At 46.9% G+C, this 18,274-nt stretch carries 22 protein-coding genes and 1 tRNA gene; 2 read left to right on the top strand and 21 right to left on the bottom strand.

The window, feature by feature from the left end; genetic code table 11:
• Positions 1-252 precede the first annotated feature (252 nt).
• From MKZ12_RS09865 to MKZ12_RS09830, 8 genes are all read right to left on the bottom strand, one after another.
• On the bottom strand, positions 253-492 hold the full coding sequence (locus tag MKZ12_RS09865) for a helix-turn-helix transcriptional regulator (protein ID WP_339260170.1): 240 nt from the start codon (positions 490-492) through the stop codon (positions 253-255).
• Between the two features lie 71 nt (positions 493-563).
• Entirely contained in the window at positions 564-1,955 is a 1,392-nt protein-coding gene (locus MKZ12_RS09860) for a hypothetical protein (RefSeq protein WP_339260167.1), read from the bottom strand.
• 14 nt (positions 1,956-1,969) lie between these two features.
• The gene (locus MKZ12_RS09855; protein ID WP_339260165.1) at positions 1,970-2,152 is read right to left on the bottom strand and encodes a hypothetical protein; all 183 of its coding nucleotides are present in this window, start codon (positions 2,150-2,152) and stop codon (positions 1,970-1,972) included.
• A 148-nt stretch (positions 2,153-2,300) separates the two neighbouring features.
• A complete protein-coding gene (locus MKZ12_RS09850; protein WP_339260163.1) occupies positions 2,301-3,179 on the bottom strand; it encodes a hypothetical protein in 879 nt (292 codons plus the stop codon).
• Positions 3,180-3,253: 74 nt separating this feature from the next.
• Positions 3,254-3,556 (bottom strand): hypothetical protein, encoded by a 303-nt coding sequence (locus MKZ12_RS09845; RefSeq protein WP_339260161.1) that lies wholly within the window; start codon positions 3,554-3,556, stop codon positions 3,254-3,256.
• A 917-nt stretch (positions 3,557-4,473) separates the two neighbouring features.
• Positions 4,474-4,809, bottom strand: a complete 336-nt coding sequence (locus tag MKZ12_RS09840) for a hypothetical protein (RefSeq protein ID WP_339260159.1) — start codon at positions 4,807-4,809, stop codon at positions 4,474-4,476.
• Positions 4,810-4,964: 155 nt separating this feature from the next.
• Entirely contained in the window at positions 4,965-5,315 is a 351-nt protein-coding gene (locus MKZ12_RS09835; protein WP_339260157.1) for a hypothetical protein, read from the bottom strand.
• Between the two features lie 111 nt (positions 5,316-5,426).
• Positions 5,427-5,735, bottom strand: coding sequence for a hypothetical protein (locus tag MKZ12_RS09830; protein WP_339260155.1), 309 nt, complete (start codon positions 5,733-5,735; stop codon positions 5,427-5,429).
• 194 nt (positions 5,736-5,929) lie between these two features.
• Here MKZ12_RS09830 and MKZ12_RS09825 point away from each other — a divergent pair, with 194 nt between their 5' ends.
• Positions 5,930-6,184 carry a helix-turn-helix transcriptional regulator gene (locus MKZ12_RS09825; protein ID WP_293199720.1) on the top strand — a complete coding sequence of 85 codons (255 nt, stop codon included), beginning with the start codon at positions 5,930-5,932 and terminating at the stop codon, positions 6,182-6,184.
• Positions 6,185-6,352: 168 nt separating this feature from the next.
• On the opposite strand, the gene MKZ12_RS09820 is transcribed toward MKZ12_RS09825, so the two are convergent.
• The 8 genes from MKZ12_RS09820 to nrdR all read right to left on the bottom strand — a co-directional run bounded on the left by MKZ12_RS09820 (position 6,353) and on the right by nrdR (position 12,097).
• Positions 6,353-7,099, bottom strand: a complete 747-nt coding sequence (locus MKZ12_RS09820; protein WP_339260152.1) for a hypothetical protein — start codon at positions 7,097-7,099, stop codon at positions 6,353-6,355.
• 1,241 nt (positions 7,100-8,340) lie between these two features.
• Positions 8,341-8,739 (bottom strand): hypothetical protein, encoded by a 399-nt coding sequence (locus MKZ12_RS09815; protein ID WP_339260150.1) that lies wholly within the window; start codon positions 8,737-8,739, stop codon positions 8,341-8,343.
• 285 nt (positions 8,740-9,024) lie between these two features.
• Entirely contained in the window at positions 9,025-9,318 is a 294-nt protein-coding gene (locus MKZ12_RS09810) for a hypothetical protein (RefSeq protein ID WP_339260149.1), read from the bottom strand.
• A 14-nt stretch (positions 9,319-9,332) separates the two neighbouring features.
• Positions 9,333-10,067, bottom strand: a complete 735-nt coding sequence (locus MKZ12_RS09805) for a hypothetical protein (RefSeq protein ID WP_339260147.1) — start codon at positions 10,065-10,067, stop codon at positions 9,333-9,335.
• 108 nt (positions 10,068-10,175) lie between these two features.
• On the bottom strand, positions 10,176-11,213 hold the full coding sequence (locus tag MKZ12_RS09800; protein WP_339260146.1) for a tyrosine-type recombinase/integrase: 1,038 nt from the start codon (positions 11,211-11,213) through the stop codon (positions 10,176-10,178).
• Positions 11,214-11,372: 159 nt separating this feature from the next.
• Positions 11,373-11,445, bottom strand: a tRNA-Ala gene (locus MKZ12_RS09795).
• The gene (locus MKZ12_RS09790; protein ID WP_339260145.1) at positions 11,436-11,630 is read right to left on the bottom strand and encodes a hypothetical protein; all 195 of its coding nucleotides are present in this window, start codon (positions 11,628-11,630) and stop codon (positions 11,436-11,438) included. Before MKZ12_RS09790 ends, MKZ12_RS09795 begins: the two co-directional genes overlap by 10 nt.
• Positions 11,630-12,097 carry a transcriptional regulator NrdR gene (gene nrdR / locus MKZ12_RS09785; protein ID WP_339260143.1) on the bottom strand — a complete coding sequence of 156 codons (468 nt, stop codon included), beginning with the start codon at positions 12,095-12,097 and terminating at the stop codon, positions 11,630-11,632. The genes MKZ12_RS09790 and nrdR overlap by 1 nt, the downstream gene beginning before the upstream one ends.
• A gap of 116 nt (positions 12,098-12,213) precedes the next feature.
• Here nrdR and MKZ12_RS09780 point away from each other — a divergent pair, with 116 nt between their 5' ends.
• Positions 12,214-12,435, top strand: coding sequence for an alpha/beta-type small acid-soluble spore protein (locus MKZ12_RS09780; RefSeq protein WP_017689472.1), 222 nt, complete (start codon positions 12,214-12,216; stop codon positions 12,433-12,435).
• 88 nt (positions 12,436-12,523) lie between these two features.
• Here MKZ12_RS09780 and MKZ12_RS09775 read toward each other — a convergent pair whose 3' ends face one another.
• The 5 genes from MKZ12_RS09775 to polA form a co-directional block, all read right to left on the bottom strand.
• Complete coding sequence (locus tag MKZ12_RS09775; RefSeq protein WP_339260141.1) at positions 12,524-13,087, bottom strand: lytic transglycosylase domain-containing protein; 564 nt, start codon at positions 13,085-13,087, stop codon at positions 12,524-12,526.
• Positions 13,084-13,680 (bottom strand): dephospho-CoA kinase, encoded by a 597-nt coding sequence (gene coaE / locus MKZ12_RS09770; protein WP_339260139.1) that lies wholly within the window; start codon positions 13,678-13,680, stop codon positions 13,084-13,086. Before coaE ends, MKZ12_RS09775 begins: the two co-directional genes overlap by 4 nt.
• Before the next feature lie 9 nt (positions 13,681-13,689).
• Positions 13,690-14,505: an MntP/YtaF family protein gene (locus tag MKZ12_RS09765; protein WP_339261361.1), complete on the bottom strand. Its 816-nt coding sequence runs from the start codon at positions 14,503-14,505 to the stop codon at positions 13,690-13,692.
• A gap of 90 nt (positions 14,506-14,595) precedes the next feature.
• Positions 14,596-15,432, bottom strand: coding sequence for a DNA-formamidopyrimidine glycosylase (gene mutM, locus MKZ12_RS09760; RefSeq protein ID WP_339260137.1), 837 nt, complete (start codon positions 15,430-15,432; stop codon positions 14,596-14,598).
• A 117-nt stretch (positions 15,433-15,549) separates the two neighbouring features.
• Positions 15,550-18,204: a DNA polymerase I gene (gene polA, locus MKZ12_RS09755; protein WP_339260135.1), complete on the bottom strand. Its 2,655-nt coding sequence runs from the start codon at positions 18,202-18,204 to the stop codon at positions 15,550-15,552.
• Between the last annotated feature and the right edge of the window lie 70 nt (positions 18,205-18,274).

Below are 18,274 nucleotides of genomic sequence, written 5' to 3'. Positions count from 1 at the left end.
CGTTATACCATCGGAATATGAAACCTTTACCGTACGGTCGACCATCATCGCGCCTCAGCTCCTTTTTGCTGTTTCCGCGCTCGGCCTCCGCGGTACATCCTGCGTCCTTTGAGAACGTACAATCTCAAGTAGCGGCAGTCCTGCGGATCGTGGCGCCATAATTTGCAGCGCGGGTCAGTTTCGCCGGATAGCGCCTGCATTAGTACGCAGGTCTTGTCGGGATTGATAAATTCGCATTGCCTCGTATCATCTTTACTCACCTTGCGTATTCCCCTCTCGTAATCTCTCGAATGTGGCTTGGATAAGACGAAGCTTTTCCATGTCCAACCTGAGTGCCGCTTGTATCTGACGCGCTCTATCTGTAGGAAGCGGGCAGCGCCCTGTTTCTATAAGACTGATGTAAGATGGATCAACACCCAACATTTCGGCCAGGCTGCGCGCGGATACACCTGCGTACATTCGGACTGTCTTGAGGTTGTCTGCGGTAATCATTGTGATCTCCCTCCTTTTCCGGACAAACAAAAAGCAGAAAGCTTATCGCTCCCTGCTTCGTTGACCTGTTATTATGCGCTAAGAAGCGCTGTGAATTGTTTTCTCGGCAATAGTCCGCGGAGTTGCTTCTCGTCGTAAAAGAATCGCAAGCATTCCGGCAGTGTCTCCCCGTTACTGACGTCCATTGTCGGTGATTCTTCGGTGCCGCTATCTAGCGTCATTCGGTATACGTTCGGATGCTTTCTCGGCAGTCCTCTAATCTTTTGGTCGCGCTGAACGATCTCGATTACGCCCTGCTCCTCAAGCTTTGGAAGGTTTCTCCATGCCGTCATACGGTCGATGCTCGTAGCCGCGGCCATTTGATCGAGCGTCATGTAGAACGTCCCTGTCACGCTTGCCCACCGTTTGGAATGAATGAGGATTGCGTAGGCCATAGCCTTGTGGTTGCGTGAGGAACAGCGGCGCATGATCTCATCAATCTCGCTGAACCGAACGCTAATATCGCGCTGGTCTGAGGTCAACGTTTGATTATGGTCGTACACATAGTCCACGCACTCCGTCAGATCGCTTTGACAAAACTCTTCGTCTGACTGGTAGTAAAGTGGATTCTGCCACGAGAACCACTCCGCAATGGCCGCTTTTGCGATATCTTTGTCCACTCCGTTGTGGTTGAACAGCCGCGCCAACAGTAGAAATGATTTATGCCGTTGTCCTGGCCCGGTCATGCCGCTATTGTACCGTTCAGCAGCACGTGCCAACGTATAGCTCTCGGACTGGTCGTACGTGTCGAGCATCTTGTGGCTACCGATGACTGTTTCCATCTCGGAAGCGGTCTTAATATCTCGCGCCAAGTCCTCTTCATCCTTAACTGCCGCAAGTAACAGCGCTGGGTCTGTCTTCCGGATAGCGTACAGATATTCGGCCGACTCTTCCGGAGTCATGACGCGCAGTCCATCCTCTACGAGGCAGAATCCGCAATAGTTGCCGGTCTTTTGGTGCGTGCCGATCGGGAGCTTAACGCCTTGGCTTCCGGACGGACGGTATTCAACTTCACCGCCAGTTACGTTCGTGAGCTCAGCCGCGCTTATAATATGATCGAAGAATCGGCGTGCCGTTTTGACCGGGATTGCTTTATTGAAGAAAATGTCGATGTGGTACCCCTTGCCGCCGCTGAATGAAACGGCATAATCGCGGACTCCGACGGACGCAAGCGATGCAGTGATCTTGTACGTTACCCACTTCGCCATATGCCCGTCTTTGAAATCGACGTCAAACGTCATGAACTTCGTAAAGTGCTCGCCGCTGAACGTTCCGAACGTTGCCTTTCCTTTAATGTGGTTGTCGATCTGGTGCTTACCCATCGGGGTTTTGAAGGTGTAGTATGCGCCGCCTTTAAACTGAACGAGGTAATGGTGATGCTGAATGATGTACAACTCGAATAGACGGTCGATTAGACTCTGCATGTGCTTGCCTCCTCTCACAGATTAAGTTTGAAGAATAGTCTACCTTCGCGGCGGATCAGGCTAATGATGCCCTCGCGTTCCATCTCCTCCGTGCACTTTCTGGCTTCCTTTACCGGCAGGTTCGCCATTCTAGCCAGATCCTCGTAGGTTGCAGGCACGTATCCCTCGGGTACTTTAATTGGTCGGATCATCTTCATTCTGAATCCCCCTCAGTTAATTTAAATTGAATAAATGGCATGACAAAAAGAGCCACCCGTTCCCGAGCGGCCGCCCTCATCAAAGTTTAGTAACTGACAGTTGCATATTTTCCTCTTCTCACTATTGTCGATTCCATACACCCAAAGTTTAACACTTTCTCATGGATTTCAGAGCTCGACTTAGGCTTGCTTCGTGTATTCCAATCCGCGCAGCCATCTTTCTGTTGTTTAAAATGTACATTCCTTCCTTATCCACCGCATAATCCTTCCCGTCGTATTTACGCATGTCCACCTTTACCTCCTCTGCAATCTGATCGAAAAGTTTCCGCTGTCTCACCGATAACCTTCGGTAACGCCCTGGAACATAATCTCCCAATATCGTGTGCTCTACATAACTATTGAACGTGGGGTCTACGTGGATTGTTTCTCCTCCCCTACGGACGCGGCGCATCCCTTTTGTCTGGATACGGTAATACTCACTCCGGGTTGCTTGGTTAATGTACCGGGTCACTTCCCTTGGTGATCGTGATAAATCAGCCCGTTTAAATGCGTACTCTAAAGCTTTTGACATGTCCGCCCAATGTTGCTCGACTATCCTTTCTTGAATTTCGAGCGCACGCCCAGCCGCGCCGGTATTTATTCGTTTGTAAGCCAGATCGGCGTCTCTTATTGAGTAACCAAAATAGTCCGCCATTTCAGCGCGGTGCTCCGGATAGTTTTCGATTGTTACGTCAACTCCGAACCAATCTCGGTACGGTCCGGCGAAGTCACGGTAAAAAATACGCAAGTCTTCGTCATTCCCCTGAATGTTCGACTCGCCGCGCACCTTGCCGTCGTTGAGACGGTATTTAATCGTACGGAGCCTCCCCGTAAGTAACCCCAAACAGGCCAACGCGACAAACTGTTCGGGGTGTCCTTCTGCGGGTACTTTCCGGTAGAAATCGATTTTCATAGCGTCCTTGACCATTAATAAGGCGGTTCTATCCGCGCCAACCTGGTAATCCTCGATGGCCTCCATGAAATCCATTCTTAATGTCCTCCTTTATAATAGGAAGCGACAGCCACCGTAAGTAGCCGCCGCGTATTCCGTATGGACCTCGTTTAGACAAGCCGAAGTCTCTGAGCCTCTGCCGCCCTACTTGACTCTTTCTGGAGCGCCTCACCCATTACTAGGTTAGCCTCGCGGTAATAACCGTCAAAGCGTTCGATAAGTCCATATACTAGTCTTTCGCCAGCTTCGGAGTTTTTAAAGGTGATTGCCAGCTTTCCCGAGGCCAGTAGACGCATTCTTACGCCCGCATCTCTGAAATCAGATAATATGTCGTACACAACAAGCTCTTGTACCTTTCGGTTTTCGACATACACTGTCACCTTATTGTTTTTCTGCTGTTTAATATTCAACATAACTCTACATCTCCCTTTTCGTTTTGGTTTTATGAAATGCGGAATGACCCGCGAAAATCCTATACTACTTTGTTCCCGACCGATTAAATTTTCGGGTACTTAACGTTATACTTAAATTGACGATGTCCTATAGCCCTGCGCACACTTTTCGGGAAAATTTCTCTATACCGTATTAACTCCGCTCACCTCCAATCTCGGGTATACGACGGGCAGCCTATACTTGATTTAACTGATCCCAATCACTTCTGACACGCTCTACGAAAAAATATCCGGTACTTTATAAATGCCGACCGTTTGATATCTCGGGCGTATTCCGAAAAAATATACTCTTATGAGTTTTGACGACGACAGAGAGAATGTCGTACACCTCCATTCGTAAAATCCTTCTATATTTTATAAGGACGTTATTTTGAATAGTTGGGGCATACTTTTCACGAAAGTTGTGTCTAATTTGTGAACTTAGTTTAATCTGCGCTCTTTCCGACACAATTAAATCTTTGTCTGAAATATTGAAACCTTGTCCGCTATCTTGCGTATTACTTGGTATAACAACGGAAAAGAGCGCGCCACGCGATAGCCAATCGCCACTCCCTCCGTTATTGTAAAAGTGATTCAGAGCGTAAGTTCCCGCTTACACTCGATATATGTGAACGCGCTGCCTGAACGAAGGTTGCCGCCTCCGTGCCGCGGAGTATTCTAAGGAAATGCCGGAATAGTTGGCGCTAGACCGGCGAAATGTACCGAGCAATTGGCGTTACTCAGCGTTTAAGTGTCCGCATAGCGATCTCTCTGATTGGCGTCGGAAAGTACGGACATAACAAATTAAGCAATTAGAAGTCGTATATCAATCCAATTACCGCCCGCTGTACGGACGTAGAGACGTTTGTCGATGCGTTTACCACAGATATAGCGCGTCATTAGGCTACCGCAGAAGGTGACGGCATAACATCTGGAACATCGCGTGAGGTGTAGAACACGTAGGTCATATAGTCAAAGGCGCTCATATTGCGGATTTTATCAGCAAATTCGGCAGGAGTTTCGGTCCATTGAAAGACGATTGTAGCGTCGGTGCAAAGATATACGTTTGGTGCCTGCGTTGGCTTGACGCGGGCTATTTCTACGAAACCAGGTCTTTCAGGGTCATAAAGAACGGCAGTGTCAGGTGTAGCGAGGATTGCGGGAAACGTGTAAGGATCTTCGGGGATAATGATGTGGTTTACTGTGCAAGTTGGATACGGCGTCGTTTGTTCCATGAATGCCTCCTAGCGTTTTTAGTCCGCGCGACTATTAGTTTGGTTATTTCATCGTTACAATACGTTGTTACATGATACTTGCGGATGACCGCGACCGTCCGGACATAGTCCGTAGGTTTCGTCTGGCTCCGCGCACAGACTCGTCAGGCGGTATGCTAGCGTAATCGTTCAAGCTTCAAATTAATATCGCCCCGGTCCGTCGTCCAAAGCAACGTGTTCAATAGAAAGTCCAACGCGGACATACCCTGCAGCCGCTCTATGATAATGTCTATAAGAGCACGGCCATCATCTTCAACATTCGCGATAACCATCCCTCCTGACTCACCATCGACGTATAAGTGATCCATTTTAGTTTTATGTACATGTCTAAGCCACAGTTGAGAGTCATCGACGATAAAGATAAATCTTTCATTGAGAACATATCCTGTGTAGAGAGCAAATTCCCATTCATTATCGAAAGGGCCCAGGACCATCGACACCTGTTCAAGATTGATCTGCGCGCTCATGCTACGAGCTCCTTCGTAATAATAATCAGGCAATACACTGCGCGAAGTAGTTTCAGAAACCTCCGACCATAGGCGTTTGATTTAATGTTGTTAGACGTAGTTTGAGTATTATTAACGGTTAGTTGCATGTTGCGTATCCCCTTTACGGATAAATTTAGATAGTAGTTCGATCGCGCTCATATTGTGAATGTTTTCTATGAAGCTCAGGTCATCAACCGTCAGGTCGAAGATAGCAGGCTCTCCGTAAGATGTAACGTACTCTGTTCCGTCGAAATCAACGCGTTCCATAACTGCGATATTGTAATCGGGATCAATGTAAATCGCGTGATTATCATCTATAAGTGTGCCGGCGTACTCGATGCGGAATGGACCGTCAAAGTCGTCGACCTTGGTAACGATGGTTACGTTAGTATTTGGCATATTGCGTACCTCCTTGCGGGATTAATGTGGACCAGTACGATGTTGCTGAGATTATTTTGAAACCTTTATCTGTCGTTTAACGTATTATGTTTAACGTCTATTGATAACCATAACCGAAGTATATATCGTTAGGCGTTAAACGTCAAGTGATTATTTTAAATTGTTTATCGATAGGGTATGATGGGAGGTGAAAGGTGGAATTGGCAATGTCGATTCAAATTAAATTAGGGGAAACAATAGACGCGGCAAAGGTAAGCAGGAATGCCCTCGCGCGAGAAGCTAAAGTCAGACCCAACCTCATCTATGACTTATGTGATGGAAAAACTAAACGGGTCGACTTGAGCACCCTCAGCATTATCATAGACACACTCCGCGTGATGACAGGGAAAGATTACACGCTTACTGACGTGATTGAATACATACCGGAAGACAACGAAGAGAGCCGTTAACCATTACGGCTCTTTTTTGCGTGGAATTACCGTGGAATCAGCGTGTTTAGGCTTCGGTAAGGGGAACGTACCCGGACGGGCTTGCCGCGCTATATGTACGGGGATTTGACGGAGAAAACGAGAAAGAACCGCTAACCCTGCGTGCGGGCTGCGGTTTTTCAATTGATGTTACTCTGCGGTTGAAGCCGTAAGGGCATCTGAAAGCCTGCGAATTATTTCATTTGCACCATGAAGCATATCCTCAAGAACTGGTAATACTGGTTGCTCAATATCATTAAATATGAATTCAATTTCCACATTACCCTCATAACTAAATTGTTCAGGGTAGTCACCCAGTGTCATATTTGTAATGTTAATATCATTCATACCGAATGCTGAACTACCGTTTTCGCTCACAAAGGTTAACCCTTGTATTCTAACATTACCATCATTTGTGACTAGATTATCAATGTAAACAGTCTCCCTTTTTATCTGCTGTGTGAGGTGTCTATGTTTGTTGTTGTTACTAAGTTCAACTAGATAAGTAGTCCAGTTCGTCCCATTTTCCGTATTAAACGCTTGAACACTTTCAAGAATATTTATAATTTCTGAACTACTCTCTTCTAAACCAGGGAATTTATTACTTATAGCATCATCAAAGTAACGCTTTACTTTAAAAACCGGAAAGTAGATCGCCTTTTCGTGCCGTTCCCGGTTTCTCTCTTGAACATTATTTCTACTTTTCTCTATGTATATTTGCCATGCTGCATAATCAAGTGCAGACCTAATGTTGTCCAAGAAGTGTTTAATTTTCAAACGAAACAATCCTGATATTTCTTTTTCTTCCGCGGAATTTTCATAACCTATTTTTATCAAATCCAGTTGGTTTTCGGCATCTTCTAACAAAAGAAACGAATCAGTTATCGGTGTGCTCATGATTCTAATCTCCCTCTCATCCCGCATATTTAAACGTACAGACTTCGCGCACATATCGTTCGCCTTTTACCGCAACGCTCATCTCCGTTATGTCTTCGATCACTCCGCTGCCAACGAGCTCCGCGCCGATAAATATAATAACGATAGGCGTCCGGTCCATTTGCGCGGTATAAAGTTGGATATCGGAAGTTAGCGGGCTTAGGAAACGCGACTTAGAGCGTATGGATTGCGATTTCTTGCGCATATAGACGTAGTCCTTTCGTTGTGGGTTACGGGAATACTTCGACAAATTGGCGCAAATTTCCTGCTACTACTCGGCGTCAATATCGATGGGATGAACGCGTGAATAAAATTCTTTTAAATTCACGCCTGAACTAGAATGGATGAGGTACAGTTACCTGGGATTAAATTTCCAATTTTCGAAATAACGGAATATTGATACATCCCGCAACAATATGATACCTTTTGATACACATATCCCTTCATTTTCTCCGTTTTAGGCAAGTTGCCTGATTTTCCAAAATCGCCGAATTTGCGCTTTGAAATAATAACGCCCGTCCAGCTATAATCGGAATTACCGAAACACGCTATTGATTTCGAAAATCTACGTAAACACGCGAATGCAGAAGAATACGCGAGATAGACGTAAAATATCGATAATTCACTTAGTTGCCAAAAAGCAGCATAAAGCCGAAATATTTCGGTCTCAAGTCGAAAATTTTCGTTACAGAGCAGAAAATATACGTCGCGAACCATATCAGCGAAAATCCGCACATGAACACGTAACCGCCGAATTTGCGCTTTGAAAGAAACGCGCTAGTTCACTTATACTACGGAGGTATCAACGAGATATTAACACTTGCCAGAAATACGATTTTGACCGCTTGACTAAGCGCCCAATATCCACAGAGATCAACTCCGCTGTGTTTGTCAACACAAATTAGTCGCCGACTAAAATGTCTTTGCATCGCTTGGAGAGTCAGTTAAACTTATTTTAGTTCGAGAGGCAGGTGATAGAGTGAGTACATACGAAGCACTTGATGTTATGCTTAACTTTGGAATTTTAATTTTCACAATGTTGGCCTTCATAACTTCATTAATTTTCTTTCTAAACGCAAAAAAGCGGTAGCTGCCCCCGCCAAGAGACGCTACCGCAATTAACTTTCTGTATTTAGCATAACTCTAACCGCCAACACACGCAAGACCTGGCGCAGCCGATCGAAGCTGCGTCTTTTCTCTGCTTACTTCGGAGGCACCGTGACAAGCGGCCGCTCTCCCTCGTACTTATCCGTACTCACCCCGAGATACTTCCGCATCAACACGCCAGCCTCCGCCGCCATAAACGCCCACCTAATCCGCTTCTCCGCTTGGTAGCCGCGGCATTTATAGCGCGCCGTTACTCCGTCATTATCCGTCAACTCCTCGTAGACCTTAATGCCGCGTGTACGGAATTGCTTACGTACTTCGTAGAGGTCTGCGGTGAGTTTGCGTTGGGCCTCCGTGATTACGTCGACATACGGGCCCGGCGTCTTTAGCGTTGCGTTAATGAGCGCGATGTCCCGTTCGAATGCAGACAATACGCGCGGCAGTATTATATGCGATTTGATTAGCGTGTGGTCTTGCGGCGTGATATCGATCATATTCCGTTTCAACTCCGTTCAGTAGCGTTAGGGAACGTTTGTTCTTAGTATAGCGCGGGAGTGGCGGATTATACAAGCGGACAAATCGTTCGACGTCGAACGAAATGAATTGCGCAGATATACGAAATTAATAGTTGCAGCGATGCGCTCCCGTAACGACAAACATGCCCGCGAACGGGAAATAATATCCGCTGCGGGCAAGTGTACCATTTGCATATGAAGGGGTTATTTATCTTATCTTGGGAGGGAGAAAGGGGAAGAAAGATGATTAGAGCAATCTTCACCTCAGATCGGGTGGATGCATTCCCATCCATGCTTCTCATAATCGCGTACATACTCTCTTACTTGTTCGATATCCGCGCCATCCAAAATCACTATCTGCAAGTATGCTGTAACCTCATCAGCGTCGAAGTCTAGCACTACCTCTTCAATTGGGTATGCCACATCTCCAAACGCGCGATCCTGTAACTTGTGTCCCACTTGCGGCATCATTTTCGTCATATGAGTGCGAACAACCTGCGTAGATATTCCAGATGTAGTTGCAATGGTTTGTGAAATCACTAAGTCGATTGTAGCCATTCGTAATCTCTCCTCTACAGATTATGTTGCCGCGGTAGTTCGAACTTTTCTAACTTGTCGTATATCTCTTTTGTAAGTCTATATTTCCGCGCAACCTGAAACGGAATAGTGTAATCCCCAAACATGTTATCTAGGATCGTATCCGCGTCTAGCTTTTCGGCTTGATCACGTCTCCACGATATGTATACAGCGTCATTTTCTCCGCCAACTACGTTGTCAATCTTAACGTCTACGGAAACTTCGTACACCTTCGGATTCTGGAACAGTATCTTCGAGTATGCGATTAAGGAGCCACCGGCCCGTTTTACAAAATCCTTCTCATCCCAAAATGTACCCGGATTAACCGTCAACTCGACGTATTCTCCTTTTAAGTCTGAGCTGGATGCAAACTTACGGAAGGTATCGTCAGTAATTGGAATTGCAAACGCACCTCCAACGTTATCTAAGAGGGCTTTACGAACGTTCTCCTCGGTTACCTCTGCCGTTGCCCAATCAAACGCGGGCTCTACCGGTTCTGGTTCAGGCGTAGCTTCTTCGTTAACAGGCGCGGCTGTGTTAATTACCTCCACTTGCGGTGCTGGCGTAATTGTCACCGCTTCATTAGTATCAGGCCCATCGCCTGGTAATACCTTAAGCAGTACGATAAGTCCAATAACGGTGACGCCGACGATCGCTAACACCCGTGACGCGCCACTCCCCTTAAACTCGCGGTACTCAACCTTGTCACTTTCCTTCTTATTACCTTGCATTATCGCGCCCCCTTTAGTCAAATATACAATTTATCCCTGTGGAAATAAAGAAGAAAAAGCGCAGCCCTCAACGGAATCTATCCGCGAGAACTGCGCGCAAGCTAGAAGTTACCTTTTAATCTTTCGTGGCTTTTCTAACTTTCCAATAACCGCGTTCAGAGGGGAAAACTCATCGTGATTCTTTTTAACGTTCTTATCTGAGAGGTGGGTGTAGTGCGCAGTCATACGGCCGTCAGCGTGTCCTAGAATAACCTGTAGATGGCGCTGTGATCCGCCTTCCTCTAAGAAAAGCGTTGCCCCTGAATGCCTCAACAAATGCGGATATACGCGCTTCTCTATTCCCGCCCTCTCCGCGTACTTCTTCAATTGGTGACGGAAGTGATTCGGAACCAACCGTTCCCCGTAATTATTAAGGAATATATATTCACTTCCAAACTCCGTTGATTCGCGGATTAACTCTTGCATCAGCTTAGCAGTTCGTTTTGTGATTGGCACAATTCGAGGCTTACGCGTCTTGGTCACTTCTCGCCGTAAAGTTGCACAACATGCGGTGAAGTCTACGTCAGTCTTGCGTAATGTTAACGCCTCGTCTACGCGGAGCATCCCGTCAATCAAGAGATTTATGACTACGAAATCACGGAAGTCACTGTATTTGCGCTGGTTTGGCGCTTTGAGGAGGTCGTTCATTTCCTCCGCGGTAAGTACCTCAATATCCTTCCCAATGTCCTGTACGTTCTTTAAATACGTAAACGGGTCTGCTTCAATTACTTCCTCTTCTTTTAGAAACTTAAACATCGTCTTCATATTCTTAATGCGCGTGTTAATTGATTTCGGAAGCAGTCCCACAGTGCGAACAGATTCCGGAACATTACAGTTATCACTAAATCTCCGCTTTTCATCGCGTAACCAAATTATGTAATCACGCCCTACTTCAACGTTGATATTCCGGATGTCACGAATGATCTTACGCTCATCCAGAAATTCACAAAAGTAATTGTAATTCTGTACGTATGTCTTTAGCGTATTTTCTGCGCGCCCTTCTGACTTCTTCGCCTGGTAGTAATAATCGAACAAATAGTCTAACGAATGTTGTAAGCGCGTTGATGTGCGCTCACTCTTAATTGTTCTTCCTTTACGTTTATCCATTCCATACCGTCTCCTTCGATAATAAGTACGGTAAGAAAACGAGGGATTAGGCGCGTATATCTGCGATGCGTGGAGCGCATATCTGCGAGGTGTCCACGTTAACAGTCAACGTCTAGACAAACGAAAAAACCCGCTATATTAGCGGATTCTCTACGAGTATGGAGCCTAGGGGGATCGAACCCCTGACCTCATCGCTGCCAGCGATGCGCTCTCCCAGCTGAGCTAAGGCCCCGGGATATGAAATAGATAACTTGTCCAGCTCTGCAACGTTCTACAGGCGACTTCTATATCATATAAAATCCAGCTTTCGCTGTCAATCACTTTTTCAAGATCCAAAGTGATTGGAGAAGAACAACCGATTTCACTGGTACACATGGACTGGAACTCCAGACTGCTCTTCTCCCTTTCCCACTTCACTAATCCTCCAGATTGTCTTTGGACAACAGGGATTTCAGTTCTTTCATGAACATGTTGATATCTTTGAACTGGCGATATACCGACGCAAAACGGACATACGCCACTTCATCGACCGGAAACAACTGTTCCATTAATAGCTCACCAATCTGGCGGCTCTCCACTTCAGCATCAGCTGTATTACGCAGCGATTTCTCTACTTCAGATACCATCATCTCAAGCGTCTCAACAGAGACCGGACGTTTCTCACAGGCACGAATAAGCCCGCGGAGAATCTTGTCCCGGCTAAACTCTTCCCGGCTGCCATCTTTCTTGATAACAATCAATGGAGTTTCTTCAATCATCTCAAACGTTGTAAATCTTCGGGCACACTGCTCACACTCACGACGACGACGAATGGATCTTGCCTCGTTGGCTGGACGTGAATCGAGCACTTTGGTACCCATATAACCGCAATAAGGACACTTCAAATCAGATCACTTCCCACGTTTTACTTTTTACCACATATTCCCTGTCTTGATTTTGTAATGAAAAATGCATTGCCGAGACATAATACTTTTACCAACCCGCGAGGAGGTGAACAGCAATGGCACAAAGCAATGGTAACTCCAACAACCTGGTGGTAACTAAAGCTTCCGCAGCACTCGAGCAAATGAAATATGAAGTTGCTCAAGAACTCGGAATCAGCATCCCACAAGACGGATACCAAGGTAACATGACTTCTTACGAGAACGGTTCGATCGGTGGATACATCACGAAGCGTCTGGTAACAATTGCAGAACAGCAATTGGCAGGTCAATACCAATAATATCTGCATCGTAACGTAATACGCTACACAGAGGAGCATGGAGCGGCCGGTGAAAACCGGCCAGCTCTGTGCTTCTACTTATATATACTCAGAACGTATTATAGATCTTTACATACTGATTATAATAGTAAATGACCCTTTGTACATAGTGACGCGTTTCACCAAACGGAATATCTTTCACTGTATCGATCGAGCCATCCCATACACCATCTCTAAGCCAACTGTTTACCTTGCCTGGACCTGCATTATAGGCAGCGATCATGACCACTTCATTGCCCTCGAATTGATCGGACAGATTCCGCAGATACCATGTGCCTAATTGAATATTTCGTTCAGGCTCATGCTTCAATTCATCCAGCGAAGTGTCGGGAATTTTGGCTTGTTCCAATATCCAGTTGGCCGTGTCCGGCATCAGCTGCATGAGCCCGATGGCACCGCGTTTGGATTCCTTGCTTGTCTTGAAATTGGTCTCCACTTTGATAATGGAAGCAATCAGAAACGGATCAACCTCATAGCTCTGAGATTGGGCACGAATCTCTTCCTTATAATGAATCGGATAGAACCATGCCATCCAGTTTGTATTCAGAAATAGCACCAATACAAAGGACACAAACATCAACAGCAGTACTCGTTTCTTGCGCAATATTCTCATAACAAACCCTTACGCTGTAGATATGAGTCAATTTGCTGCTCCGTCTCAGTCCATAAACCGCTGTTATCGATGACAATGTCAGCCAGCTGCTTTTTGCGTTCAATATCCATCTGTACATCCATCCGGGCCTCAGCCTGTGCTGCAGTCATTCCATCCCGACCCATCAAGCGATCTCGTTGCACCGATCTCGGGACGTATACAACCATGACTTCCTCGAAACCATCTTCCAGACCCGATTCGTAGAGCAAAGGAATATCAGACACCACAAGTTTATCCGGATGTTGCAATTCGTATGCAGTAGCCCGTTCACGCATCTCTCGACGGATCGCCGGATGTGTAATAGCCTCCAAAGCTTTACGTTCTTCTGGTTGTTCGAAAACAATACTTCCAAGCTTTTTCCGATCCAGTGTTCCATCTTCGTTCAGTATGGCTTGTCCGAACCGCTTAACAGCGGCGGCCAACACGGGATGCCCGGACATCATAACTTCCCGGGCAATAACGTCTGCATCGATGAGCAACGCTCCCTTACTGGCGAGATAGGCGGAAACACTGCTTTTGCCTGTCGCGATCCCGCCGGTTAAGCCTATATTCATCGTTTCACCTCATAACAGCTTCATTATTCCCATAATCATTAACAATAGTGCCGGCAATACAGAAAGTCTTCGCATCCAGCGCAGCGCTGAGAATCGTAGGCCAACCTTCATACCGAGTGACAGAAACGCTCCACTAAACAGTGCAATAATGAGTGCTGTCCATAGTGTAGGGAATCCCAAAAGCGCTGCTCCCAAACCTGCTCCAAACGCATCCAGAGACAGGGCAATCCCAAGCCACATCGCTTCCTGGGCGGATATACTCCCCGAGTTATCCATGTCCGCCTTGGAGGGACTGCGTAGGATCTGAATGACAACGCCCAGCTTACGCAGCTCCAGTGTAAATACCATGCGTTCCAAAGACCCGCCTGATGCCGACTGCTCCAGATCCAGGGCAAGCACCTGATTCCGGCCTTTTGAATCCGTCAGCGTGTCTTGTGTTACACCAACACCAGTTACCTTTGTTTCTGTTTCCTCACCCAATCTAGTGTCTGTTTCCTGCTGTTCTTTGCCTTGTTTTCGAATAAGTTGCAACAGTGACCATGCACCAATGCCTATCAATATAACGGCGCCCACAATAGAAGCGATATCCGGTGACACCACATGGGACAACAGCACACCAACTTGCATCGACAAGGCAATAACCAATCCCGAACAGATCGAAATAACAGCGATAGATAACAGGGGAATCTTAGTCCTCCGTAACCCATATGTAATCCCGACTCCAAAACCATCTAAACTAAGCGCCAATGCAAGCGCCAGCAATGAAATAAAATGATGCAGCACCCCGGACTCCTCCTCTGTGCGGTACTCGTGCCAACTGAAGATGCCAGTATGGGTATACGCCCGCTTATTTCTGCCATATCAGTATATGGAGGGAGGAATCCAAGGGTGCTATGATTTCATCATTTCGTTTATTCAGTTCATGTTCAGCGGCTGACAGTTCGGACAAAAATGCGTACCACGGCCACCTACCACCGTTTTTTCGATTAACGTACCGCATGTTGCACAAGGTTCCGATTTGCGTCCATAGATTTTCAATTGATGCTGGAACATGCCCATCTCACCCTGTCCGTTCACATAGGATTTGATGGATGATCCCCCTGCATTCACTGCATCCTGCAGCGTAGCCACAATCGCTTCATGAAGCACCGTTAACTGTGCCTCGGTCAGAGTTTTGGCGATGGTCTCAGGATGGATGCCTGCGCGAAATAGAGCCTCGTCCACATAAATATTCCCGATACCCACCACATATGCCTGATTTAACAACACAGCTTTAATTTTGGTTGTTCGCTTGCCCACCGCCTCACGGAATGCGGTTACCGTAAAGGCCGGATCAAGCGGCTCCAATCCCAGCTTCAGCAAAGGTTTCGATATCAGTTCCTCACCTGCATTGAACAGATGCATCGTACCGAACTGACGCACATCCTTATAACGCAATTCCGTACCATCATTAAAATGGAAGATCACATGGGTATGCTTCTCCACATCTTCATGCTGCTCGTACACACCGTACCTTCCTTCCATCCGCAGATGGGAGACGAGCACCAGCCCGTCCAGCAAAATACGCAAAAACTTGCCGCGTCTCTCCACGCCAATTACGGTATGTCCCACGAGTTCCATTGCAAATGCATCTATGTCGTCCGGCCGCTGAATAATTCGCGGCAAGCTAACGGTCACATGATCAATCGTTTTGCCCACAATAAGTTGATTCAATGTTCTTCTGACTGTTTCGACTTCCGGTAATTCCGGCATGATGTTCTCACCTCCCCTATATTATAACGGAAGATGGCGCTCAGCGGGACCCTTTTCTTATATCTCTAACATGGAAGGTCCGATTGTAAAATACCGGAAAAACCGCGCGCTGCTTGATTATTTCGCTTCGTACCAGTTATCCCCAAAGCTGACTTCAGCTTTCAGCGGAACTGACAGTTCCAATGCTTTTTCCATGACCTCAGGCACGAGTTCTTTCATCAATTCCAATTCATCCGCAGGCACTTCGAATACAAGTTCATCGTGCACCTGAAGCAGCATACGACTCTTCAATTGGCGTTCCCGCAGCGCTTCATCCATCTGTACCATGGCCAGCTTGATGATATCTGCCGCTGTTCCCTGAATAGGTGTATTCATCGCCGTACGTTCTGCGAAGGAACGCAGATTGAAGTTGCTGGCATTAATCTCTGGCAGGTAGCGACGTCGTTCCAACAACGTTTTAACGTATCCATCCTGGCGAGCTTCCTTCACAATGTCATCCATATATCGGCGCACACCCTGGAAGACTTCAAAATACTGATCGATGAACTGTGCAGCCTCTTTACGCGTAATATGCAGATTCTGAGACAATCCATAATCACTTATTCCATACACGATACCAAAGTTAACTGCCTTGGCGGAACGACGCATATCCCCATCCACATCTTCAGGCTTCACACCAAATACATCCGATGCGGTCTTGGTATGAATATCCATATCATTGACAAACGCTTCCTTCAGGCGCTCATCGTCCGAAATATGGGCCAGTACACGCAGTTCAATCTGGGAATAGTCTGCTGCCAAAATGGACCATCCTGGCTCGGAAGGAACAAATACCTTCCGGATTTTGCGACCTTCTTCCATCCGAATCGGGATGTTCTGCAAGTTAGGGAATTGACTGCTAAGTCGTCCCGTTGCAGCAATAGTCTGACGATAATACGTATGCACCTTGCCATCCCGATCAGAAATCTCTTTAAGCAAGCCCTCCACATAAGTGGATTGCAGTTTGGCAAGCTGACGATATTGCAGAATATGCTTGACCACATCATTATAAGGAGCCAATTTTTCCAAGACTTCCGCATCTGTGGAGTAGCCTGTTTTTGTTTTCTTCACGACCGGCAAACCCAGTCTGTCAAACAAAATCTCACCCAGCTGCTTTGGTGAATTCAGATTAAATTCCGTTCCTGACAACTTGTAGATCTCAGCCATCAATCTGCTGATCTGTTCTTCAAACTCACTGCCCAGTGCTTGCAGATCGGCTGTATTGGCCTTGATGCCCTGCTTCTCCATGTCCGCCAATATACGTGACAATGGCATCTCAAGCTCGTGGAAAAGCGAGTTCATCTCATCGCCCGCCAGTGCCTGCTCCTGAAGTGGAATAATGGCTGCGACTGCAGCAGCTTTGCGGCACAGGAAATCGCCCAGTATCTCTGCTTCCGGCACCTTGTACTTGGCCCCTTTGCCCATCACCGTGTCATCCTCCACGAGTGATGGCAGACCATACTTGGTCGTGAGTCCACTAATTGTCTGGTTGGATTCCGTTGGATCAAGCAAATACGCTGCCAGCTGTACATCGAATGATGCGCCAGCGAATTCAATACCATGTGCATGAAGGGCCAAGTCTACACGATGAAGATCATACCCGCGCTTCGGTTGTTCTGAATTACCAAGCCATTCCCGCACTGGAGCCGCTGCCTCAGAATGAAGCACTGCGGGAGATATGAACGTATAGGTTCCAGCGGAACCTACAGCAAGTCCAATCAATTTTGCTTGGTGCGGGTTATCCCCATGTGTCTCCACGTGCAGTACATCAATGGAACCCAGGGAACTGAACAGCTCACTTATGTTCTCCTCTGTTGCAATAGAGGACTCTACCTCGGCAGCAGGGACCGCTTCCTGTTCAGAAGCAAGGCTGCCACTGAACGACAGGCGTTCGAGCAAGGATTTGAATTCCAGCTTGGCCAGTGCAGGACCAGCCTGTTCTTCTTTTAATCCAGCGAATTGCATATCCTCCCACGTCTGCTCCAGCGGAACTTCACGGTGAATCGTCGCCAGTTGTTTGCTCATCCGGGCATCTTCGGCGTGGGCCTCAATCTTTTCTTTCATCTTACCTTTCAGTTCACTTGTCCCGTTCAACACATCTTCTACCGATCCGAACTGATGCAGCAGCTTCAACGCTGTTTTCTCTCCGACTCCGGGAATACCCGGAATATTATCAGAGGCATCGCCCATCAGACCTTTGAGATCAATGATTTGCAGCGGCGTCAGACCATAACGCTCTTTAATTTGAGCAGGATCATACAGTTCAATATCGGTTACCCCTTTACGTGTCAGTCCGATATGTACATGTTCGGAGGCAAGCTGCAGCATATCTTTGTCACCCGATACAACGAGCACCTGTCTGCCCGCTTCATCTGCGCGTTTGGTTAACGTCCCGATAATGTCATCCGCTTCAAATCCTGCCAGCTCAAACTGGGCAATACCAAGTCCTTTCAGCAGTTCTTTGAGCAATGGGAATTGCTCTGACAACTCTGGGGGTGTTTTCTCCCGACCACCCTTGTATTCCTGGTACCCTTCGTGGCGGAACGTGACTTTGCCAGCATCAAATGCGACCATCACATGTGTAGGCTTATGCTCTTCAAGCAGTCTCAGCAGCATAGTGGTGAAGCCATATACCGCATTGGTATGCAGACCTTTCGAGTTGGTCAGGGGCGGCATTGCAAAAAACGCCCTGTAAATAATGCTATTTCCATCTATAAGAATAAACTTGTCCATTCCAGCACCTCACGTATTATATGGTCAACCTCTTCAAATTGCATCTACTCTCATGATACCATACCCATCT

This window comes from Paenibacillus sp. FSL R5-0713, from assembly GCF_037973325.1.
In the GTDB taxonomy this organism is placed as follows: Bacteria; Bacillota; Bacilli; order Paenibacillales; family Paenibacillaceae; genus Paenibacillus.
This window is presented reverse-complemented; position numbering and strand designations above follow the sequence as displayed.

Bases quoted from the DNA above. Each gene is read 5' to 3' on its own strand.
- MKZ12_RS09865 (WP_339260170.1), bottom strand. From the start codon at position 492: ATGATTACCGCAGACAACCTCAAGACAGTCCGAATGTACGCAGGTGTA.
- MKZ12_RS09860 (WP_339260167.1), bottom strand. From the start codon at position 1,955: ATGCAGAGTCTAATCGACCGTCTATTCGAGTTGTACATCATTCAGCAT.
- MKZ12_RS09855 (WP_339260165.1), bottom strand. From the start codon at position 2,152: ATGAAGATGATCCGACCAATTAAAGTACCCGAGGGATACGTGCCTGCA.
- MKZ12_RS09850 (WP_339260163.1), bottom strand. From the start codon at position 3,179: ATGGATTTCATGGAGGCCATCGAGGATTACCAGGTTGGCGCGGATAGA.
- MKZ12_RS09845 (WP_339260161.1), bottom strand. From the start codon at position 3,556: ATGTTGAATATTAAACAGCAGAAAAACAATAAGGTGACAGTGTATGTC.
- MKZ12_RS09840 (WP_339260159.1), bottom strand. From the start codon at position 4,809: ATGGAACAAACGACGCCGTATCCAACTTGCACAGTAAACCACATCATT.
- MKZ12_RS09835 (WP_339260157.1), bottom strand. From the start codon at position 5,315: ATGAGCGCGCAGATCAATCTTGAACAGGTGTCGATGGTCCTGGGCCCT.
- MKZ12_RS09830 (WP_339260155.1), bottom strand. From the start codon at position 5,735: ATGCCAAATACTAACGTAACCATCGTTACCAAGGTCGACGACTTTGAC.
- MKZ12_RS09820 (WP_339260152.1), bottom strand. From the start codon at position 7,099: ATGAGCACACCGATAACTGATTCGTTTCTTTTGTTAGAAGATGCCGAA.
- MKZ12_RS09815 (WP_339260150.1), bottom strand. From the start codon at position 8,739: ATGATCGATATCACGCCGCAAGACCACACGCTAATCAAATCGCATATA.
- MKZ12_RS09810 (WP_339260149.1), bottom strand. From the start codon at position 9,318: ATGGCTACAATCGACTTAGTGATTTCACAAACCATTGCAACTACATCT.
- MKZ12_RS09805 (WP_339260147.1), bottom strand. From the start codon at position 10,067: ATGCAAGGTAATAAGAAGGAAAGTGACAAGGTTGAGTACCGCGAGTTT.
- MKZ12_RS09800 (WP_339260146.1), bottom strand. From the start codon at position 11,213: ATGGATAAACGTAAAGGAAGAACAATTAAGAGTGAGCGCACATCAACG.
- MKZ12_RS09780 (WP_017689472.1), top strand. From the start codon at position 12,214: ATGGCACAAAGCAATGGTAACTCCAACAACCTGGTGGTAACTAAAGCT.
- MKZ12_RS09775 (WP_339260141.1), bottom strand. From the start codon at position 13,087: ATGAGAATATTGCGCAAGAAACGAGTACTGCTGTTGATGTTTGTGTCC.
- coaE (WP_339260139.1), bottom strand. From the start codon at position 13,680: ATGAATATAGGCTTAACCGGCGGGATCGCGACAGGCAAAAGCAGTGTT.
- mutM (WP_339260137.1), bottom strand. From the start codon at position 15,432: ATGCCGGAATTACCGGAAGTCGAAACAGTCAGAAGAACATTGAATCAA.
- polA (WP_339260135.1), bottom strand. From the start codon at position 18,204: ATGGACAAGTTTATTCTTATAGATGGAAATAGCATTATTTACAGGGCG.